This window comes from Thermoflexus sp. (genome assembly GCF_042408365.1).
In the GTDB taxonomy this organism is placed as follows: Bacteria; Chloroflexota; Anaerolineae; order Thermoflexales; family Thermoflexaceae; genus Thermoflexus.
Window position 1 is genome coordinate 1 of record NZ_JBHOQJ010000304.1, and the last position, 6,620, is coordinate 6,620.

Below are 6,620 nucleotides of genomic sequence, written 5' to 3' on the forward strand. Positions count from 1 at the left end.
CATGGCATCGAGGCGGCGTGGCGGGTCCTGAAGCCGATGCTCCTGCCGGAGCTTCTGAAACAGCTTCGGAATCTGGGGGTATAGGGCGCTGCGCCTTGCCGGGGGGCATCCGGCCCCCGGGGTCCGGATGCCCCGCGCTCATCGTATTGAATTGAAAAGACCTAAATAGGGGCAGGCTCCCTCTCAAGAGGCGATCCCGTTCCCTTAGAACATCCCCGCGGACAGGAGGAGCTATGAGCAAGAGCTGGAATTGGTGTCAGTGGATTCGTCGGGGGATCGAGTGGCTCCTCGCTCGATCCCTTGGATCCGTCCGGCCGAAGCCGGGCTGGCTCTTCTTGGAGTTTTGTATATCAGTGGTCGAGTTGGAATACGACACTCCCCCTGACATCCTGCGCCTTCTCAACTCCTCTTCGTTCCGGAAGCTGATCCAAGGTTGGGAGAGGGAGGTTTTAAAGCTCGTGTTGGAGGGATGGGAGTGGCTGGCCCGGGCGGTGACCCGCCCTAACGCCCTGCGTCCGGAGCGACGGGGGCTGGTGGCTCGCCTGGTGGAGCTGATCCCGGAGCACCAGGTCCCTGACGAGGCCATCGCCCAGTGGCGGGGCCTGGAGCTCTTCGAGGTGGCGCGAGGCAAATCCTGGCGGTTCTGGGAGGAGTTCCGCCGCTTCCCCTGTGCGGTCTGCGGGCGGCCGGGGCGATGGCGACAAGTGCTCCCCGCCGAGGCCCTTCCCCTCAAGATGGCCTGGCGGCTGCGGCGGCCGGAGAACCATGTGCCGCTGTGCGATGCATGCCGTAGGAGCTACCAGGGCGGCCGCCGGGTGGCGATCGCTGCCCGGATCTGGGGGGCGCGCTTCGAGGCGCTGCAGCGGCTGATCCAGGACCCGGGCTGCTCGTGGGACCGGCGGCGATATCCGTTGTGGCCGGCGGCGTTCGGGGGAAACGACTGGAGAGAGGGATCCGGGAGATTTCTCGACGGAACTGTGATCCATCCCCCGATGCGGATCAAGAGCAATCCGTGAGCGCGCGGGGCAGCCCTTCCAGGGCTCATCATCGCCTGTTCTACCCGTACGGGCTTCCTAGATGACCGGTCCCTTCCCCCCTCAGGGCTTTTCAAAGCCCCAGCAAAGACGGCGTAGCAGCCAAAGGAGACCCGGATTCGCTGACAGAACCTTGAAAACGGCGCTCAGGGCTGACAATAGAAGGGGGTGGACCCAATTGATGCGACGCGATGACCTTCGGGGCCAGAACCGTTCCGATCAGATCCCGCCGGCAGGAGGTCCTGGGAGACCGCCGGGTTCCACGGCTCGCTCCGCTCCCATAGCCGCGTCCCCGTTCGAGCGCTGAAGACCCCCCGTAGGACCCGCTTGCCCCGCTGGCCCGTGACGGGGACCTGGGCCTGGGCGCCCCTCAGGCGCCCAGGCCGCCGCGGGGCGGTGTCTCGGTTACGAGCGGCGGCAGGTTTTTCGTCCTTCGTTGGGCGATCCCGTTGGCCCGGACGGCCATCGCCGGGAAAAGGTGGGTGTCGGTCGCATCCCCGAGGACCTGTATATGGCTCTCCGTCGGGGCCTTCGAAGACCGGGCGACGGGCGTGGCCGAACGGCGCGATCACTACCTGGCGGAAGCTTTCCATGAACGTGTTCGTTGATCCGTCGGCCGGGTATGCCTTGTTCAACCGCCGGGACGACTTTCATGGGGCCGCTGCCCGCATCCTTCGGCGGCTTCGGGACGAGGCCGCCCGGCTGGTCCCGACGAATCGTATCGTCGTGGAGACGACGGCTCTGGTCGCCGCCCGGCTCGGCCGGGCCGCGGCACGCCGGTGGCTGGCCGACCTCCTCCCGGTGGCGGAGGTTCTGTGGGTGGACCGGGGCGTGCACGGGGCGGCCGTCGCGGCCTTTTTAGGGGCGGATGGGGGCGTGAGCCTGGTCGACCTGGTGAGCTTCGAGGTTATGCGTCGGATGGGTCTGCAGTGGGCCTTCGCCTGCGACGAGGACTTCTCCCGGCACGGCTTTGAGGTCTTGCAAGAATCGTGGAGGTCGTCTGCATTGGCTTTCTGTCCCCCGAAGCTACCCACATCCTGTCTCCGGAGCCGAGCCGCTTTGAGGAAGCATCAGACCACGATCCCTGGGGGTTCTGCTCCCTGAAAGCCAGCGGCCTTGCCGGCTTCGGCCTTTACCCACCCAGCTGATCGCCATGGATTGCCCCGCGGGGCGATGCGATCGGCGACTGGATCGAACGATTCGAGGAATCGAAAGGCTTTGTTTGATTGCCGGATTTGCGCCAACCGGGTGCCCTGTGGATCGATCGAGGGATCATGGCGAAATAAGGCTTGTTCATCATGCCGCCTTCAGAAGCACCTGGAGACGGACATTGAGATCGCCAGGTGTGGCTGCTCCATAACCGTTGTCCGCATCGCTGACCGCCTGGCCCAAGAGGCTCTGCTGCGCGGTGCCCATCGCCAGCGCCCTCACCGCTACACCTCGCCCCAACGGGCCGCCTGTGGACGGTTGACGTTTTCCCTCAACAGCCCGTCGATCTTTGCAAACGCGCGCTGTAAATTCGATGTGGACCAGACGAGGGGTTTCGCCTATATCCGAACCCAACCCGCTTGGGAGAGGCATTCCATAGATGACGAAACCCTGGCGTTGACCTTGTGGACTCTGGTGGATGAGGGGTACCAGCGGGAGGGCGCATCCATGGTATGGTGCCGTCCCGACCGGGCCCCAAGCCCCAAGGCACGGATACCGAAATCCTGTGGATCTCCCTCCTGCGCCTCCTGATGATGCCCTGCGGAATTCCTCGCCGTACGCCTGCGCCAACCGCCGAGATGGAACTCTGCCCCACCTGTTCCGGGGCCCCGGCCACCGGGTCCTACGGCATCCGGGCCCTCAGCCGGACCGCTTCCTTCCCCATCCCTTCCCTCCAGGGCCGCTCCTTCCATCCGAGCGGTCGGTCAAGGGGAAAATCCCCCTCCGACCGCCTTCGCAGGAATCGGACCCCTGCTCCATCTCCAGAGGCCCGACCGTCCATTTCCCCCTTCCACGGGTATCGCATCGCCTGCTCCCATTTCGAACCGACCGGCCCGGGCACCGGCCGCACGGCCTCTGGCCGCTTCGTCAGAAACTCGCCCTCTAGTTGCCCCAACCGTTGGCGGCGCTTCAACGCGATCTCCTCCTTCTCCGTCACTCCGTCCGCGTGGGGGTCGGATGCGCCGCTTCCCACTCCAGCGTCTCCTCCGCCATCCTCTCCATCCCTGCGAATCATGCCTTCTTCCTCCGCTCCCTTTGGCTTGCCATTCCCCCCTTACCCTTTGTTTGTCCCAACTCGCCATAAAGCTGAATTCACCGATTTGACAAAAGAATTGGTGGGTGCTATCTTAGCAATTGATAGCTGAGCTGAATCCTTCCCGGCCGCGCCATCTGGCGCTCTTTAGCGCATGTCGATCTGAAGATGGAACGGACGCCGTCCATGCGTACAAGAGGCCAGTGGTTCCCCCTTCCAATTTCGAGCCCAGCGAGTTATCGTCCCGTTCGCAGCGGGGAATTTCCCCATCAACACCCTGCAACGGGCGCGGGAAGTGGTGCGGCTTCCTCCCAAGGCCTTCCATCGCATGGCGATCCACTTCCCGCATGCTCTCCCCATCGTCCCCCCGGCCTCCCTCTTTTGCGAAGGGCGCACCGTCACGTGCCTTCGGTTGATCTCGGGGATTCGCACACCGACAGAAGACCCGCCCCCGGGTGTGGGCCCTTCAGCCCTATGGAGGCCAGATACGCATCCGATCGTTGTCACGTTCCGGTGTGCTCCCCAGCTCGCGGAGGGAGAGAGGCACCACAAGCTCTCTCCTTCCCTTTGGGTTTCATGGGGATCCCGATGCTTCCCACTTCGCCGCTTCGCCCTAAAGCCGAGATGAGGTGGACATCCGGAGCCCGGCCCTGGCGGAGGTGTTCGAGCGGGAGCGGCCGGAGGCCGTCGACCACCACGCCGCGCAGATGAGCGTGCGGGTTTCGATGGCCGACCCGATGTACGACGCCGAGGTCAACGTGCTGGGTTCCCTGAATCTGATCCGCCTCTCTCTCCAATACGGGGTGAAGAAGTTCATCTACATCTCCAGCGGGGGTGCGGTGTACGGGGAGCCAATCTACCTGCCGTGCGGCGCGGCGCATCCGAGGAAGGTTCTGGTGAGCTTTTGGCCGGAAAAGCAGCCCTCGCCGGGGTTCGGAGCGGCGTCAACGTAAGGTTGACGCCCGGCGCGAGCGCGCTCAAGAAAGGCCGATGTCGAATCGGCGCCCAGGGCGGCGGGGGGAGGTGTTCAGCCTGGGGAGCGAGTGGGAGATGGCGGCCAACCAGATCCTCCGGATGCTGGCGGCGATCACCGGTTACCGGCGGGAGCCGATCTACGGCCCGCGGAAGGTCGGGGAGACGTTTCGGATTTGCCTGAAGGCGGAGTGGGTCCGTCAAGCGTGGGACTGGGAGCCGCAAGTGGACCGGGAGGAGGGGCTGGAGCGGACCGTGGCCTTTTGTAAAGAGCGATGGCGGCCTTAAGGAGAAGGCTCGAGGGAGGGGGCCGTCCGTGAGACGGCCAGCGGATATCCCCCAAGGAGCACGTTCGATGGAAGAGGTCAGCCCGCGAAGAGAAGTAGTCGAAGAAGAATTTGACCTGCGACAATATCTCCTCGTCCTCCAGCGCTGGTGGTGGCTGATTGTTGGCTGTACCCTGCTGGCCGCGATCGTAGCCTTCGCAGTCAGCTCCCGGATGCAACCCGTCTACCAGACCGCAGCGACCCTCCTGGTGCAGCAGCCACTGCCGGCAGGTCTGAGCGAGAATACGGCCATTCTCACCAGTGAGCGGCTGGTTCAGATTTACGCCCGGATGTTGACCAGTCGCCCCGTCCTGAAGGCGACCATTGCCCGGATGGGCCTGTCGGAAACGCCCGAGGAGCTGGCGAATCGGGTGAAGGTGGAGTGGGTTCAGAACACTCAGTTGATCCAGGTGAGAGTGGAAGATACCGACCCGGCCCGGGCCGCCGCCCTCGCCAACGCCCTCGCTGAAACCTTCATCGAGCAAGTCCAGGCCACCCAAGAACAACGGTACGCCGAAGGGCTGAACAACCTGAAAACACAGATTGACGAGCTGGCGGCAGCGATCGAGAAAACCCAGAAGGAACTGGAGACCCGAGCGAACGATCCCACTCCCCAGGGCCAGGCCGAGCGTATCCGTCTGGAGACCATCCTGGCCGGATATCGCAACATTTACGCCTCGTTGATCCAGAGCTACGAGCAGATGCGTCTGATGGCGACCCAGTCGAGGGATATGGTGGTGTTATTTGAGCCAGCCCAGGCGCCGAGAGAACCCGTCCGCCCGCGCAAACTGGAGAACACTGTGCGGGCCGGGGTCCTGGGTGCGCTGCTGGCCGTGGGCGCTGTGTTCCTCCGAGAGCGCCTGGACAACACCCTGAAGACTCCGGATGACGTCAACCGGGTTCTGGGCCTTCCTACCCTGGGCGCCATTAGCCGTTTGGAGAAAGGGCAGAAAGAACTCGTCCTCACGGCAGATCCCCTCGCGTCGGCCTCGGAGGCCTTTCGGGTGCTGCGCACGAATATCCGCTACTGCAGCGTGGACCGGCCCCTGCAGGTCATCCTGGTGACCAGCCCGACTATGCTGGAGGGGAAGAGCGTGGTGGCGGCGAACCTGGCGGTCGCGCTGGCCCAGGCCGGCCTGCGGACTGTGCTGCTGGACGCCGATCTGCGTCATCCCCGACAGCACCAACTCTTCGGCCTGCATCCCCGCGAGGGGCTCACGGGCGCGCTTCTGGCCGGCAGCGTCGATGGGCGGCTGCAACCCACCGAAGTGGAGCGGTTGAGCCTCCTCCCCGCGGGCAAGAAACCCCCTAACCCAGTCGAACTCCTGGGCTCCCAGCGGATGCGGGAGATCCGGGAGGAGCTGTGCCAGTCCTTCGATGCTGTGGTGATCGATAGCCCCCCGGTGCTCCTCGGGGCCGACGTAGCGGTGCTGGCTCAGATAGCCGATGGGGTGCTCCTAGTGGTGGCTGCGGGCGAAACGCGGCGGGATGCGGCCCGGCAGGCCGTGGAGAGCCTCCGCCAGGTCCGAGCGAACGTGATCGGCGTGGTGCTGAACCGGGTCCCTATCCGCCCGGGTGGCTACTATTACTATTACTCTTCTTCACATCAGCGCAGGGCTGTCGCAAAGTCGTGGATGGGAAAGCGGCGGCCGAGCTGAAGGCCATCTAAGACCCGACGGAGGTAGGCGAGACCCGGGTAATCCATGGTAACTGTTCGGCTGTTCGAACGCAATGCAGATTCGTTATGGGCGTTCCGCTTAAGCTTCGGTTGAGTCGTAGGGCTGGACCGGCCCGAGCGCAAGCCCCTGGAGCAGGAGGCTTACCTGGATCTCGGGGAGCAACTCTGAGCTCCGGGTAAGCTTCCCGCAATGAAGGGGGAAGCCTGCCCTTTGCCGGGTGGGAGGAGGTCACGAGCCCATGCGCTGCTGGTACGCTGTCTACACCAAGCCGAACGCCGAATACCGCGTGGCCGCTCTGCTCGCCCAGAAGGGGCTGGAGTCGTTCCTGCCGGAGATCCCCTCCTGGCGGCCGCGCCGAGGCCACCGC

At 64.6% G+C, this 6,620-nt stretch carries 8 protein-coding genes; 6 read left to right on the forward strand and 2 right to left on the reverse strand.

The window, feature by feature from the left end:
* Positions 1 to 233: 233 nt before the first annotated feature.
* Entirely contained in the window at positions 234 to 1,016 is a 783-nt protein-coding gene (locus tag ACFMO5_RS13920) for a hypothetical protein (protein WP_376793351.1), read from the forward strand.
* Positions 1,017 to 1,180: 164 nt separating this feature from the next.
* On the opposite strand, the gene ACFMO5_RS13925 is transcribed toward ACFMO5_RS13920, so the two are convergent.
* A complete protein-coding gene (locus ACFMO5_RS13925) occupies positions 1,181 to 1,627 on the reverse strand; it encodes a hypothetical protein (protein ID WP_376793352.1) in 447 nt (148 codons plus the stop codon).
* Here ACFMO5_RS13925 and ACFMO5_RS13930 point away from each other — a divergent pair.
* Positions 1,626 to 2,138 carry a type II toxin-antitoxin system VapC family toxin gene (locus ACFMO5_RS13930; protein ID WP_376793353.1) on the forward strand — a complete coding sequence of 171 codons (513 nt, stop codon included), beginning with the start codon at positions 1,626 to 1,628 and terminating at the stop codon, positions 2,136 to 2,138. The genes ACFMO5_RS13925 and ACFMO5_RS13930 overlap by 2 nt on opposite strands.
* 727 nt (positions 2,139 to 2,865) lie before the next feature.
* On the opposite strand, the gene ACFMO5_RS13935 is transcribed toward ACFMO5_RS13930, so the two are convergent.
* A complete protein-coding gene (locus tag ACFMO5_RS13935; protein ID WP_376793354.1) occupies positions 2,866 to 3,258 on the reverse strand; it encodes a hypothetical protein in 393 nt (130 codons plus the stop codon).
* Between the two features lie 647 nt (positions 3,259 to 3,905).
* Here ACFMO5_RS13935 and ACFMO5_RS13940 point away from each other — a divergent pair.
* The 4 genes from ACFMO5_RS13940 to ACFMO5_RS13955 all read left to right on the forward strand — a co-directional run.
* Positions 3,906 to 4,229, forward strand: coding sequence for an NAD-dependent epimerase/dehydratase family protein (locus tag ACFMO5_RS13940; protein WP_376793355.1), 324 nt, complete (start codon positions 3,906 to 3,908; stop codon positions 4,227 to 4,229).
* Between the two features lie 37 nt (positions 4,230 to 4,266).
* On the forward strand, positions 4,267 to 4,536 hold the full coding sequence (locus ACFMO5_RS13945; protein WP_376793356.1) for a hypothetical protein: 270 nt from the start codon (positions 4,267 to 4,269) through the stop codon (positions 4,534 to 4,536).
* Positions 4,537 to 4,603: 67 nt separating this feature from the next.
* Positions 4,604 to 6,232 (forward strand): polysaccharide biosynthesis tyrosine autokinase, encoded by a 1,629-nt coding sequence (locus ACFMO5_RS13950; RefSeq protein WP_376793357.1) that lies wholly within the window; start codon positions 4,604 to 4,606, stop codon positions 6,230 to 6,232.
* A gap of 259 nt (positions 6,233 to 6,491) precedes the next feature.
* Positions 6,492 to 6,620 (forward strand): transcription termination/antitermination NusG family protein (locus ACFMO5_RS13955; RefSeq protein ID WP_376792864.1); only part of this gene is annotated, 129 nt, incomplete at its 3' end.

What these genes read in the sequence shown, in the direction of transcription:
- ACFMO5_RS13925 (WP_376793352.1), bottom strand. Translation starts at nt 1,627, where the DNA reads ATGGAAAGCTTCCGCCAGGTAGTGATCGCGCCGTTCGGCCACGCCCGT.
- ACFMO5_RS13950 (WP_376793357.1), top strand. Translation starts at nt 4,604, where the DNA reads ATGGAAGAGGTCAGCCCGCGAAGAGAAGTAGTCGAAGAAGAATTTGAC.
- ACFMO5_RS13935 (WP_376793354.1), bottom strand. Translation starts at nt 3,258, where the DNA reads ATGATTCGCAGGGATGGAGAGGATGGCGGAGGAGACGCTGGAGTGGGA.
- ACFMO5_RS13930 (WP_376793353.1), top strand. Translation starts at nt 1,626, where the DNA reads ATGAACGTGTTCGTTGATCCGTCGGCCGGGTATGCCTTGTTCAACCGC.
- ACFMO5_RS13945 (WP_376793356.1), top strand. Translation starts at nt 4,267, where the DNA reads ATGTCGAATCGGCGCCCAGGGCGGCGGGGGGAGGTGTTCAGCCTGGGG.
- ACFMO5_RS13920 (WP_376793351.1), top strand. Translation starts at nt 234, where the DNA reads ATGAGCAAGAGCTGGAATTGGTGTCAGTGGATTCGTCGGGGGATCGAG.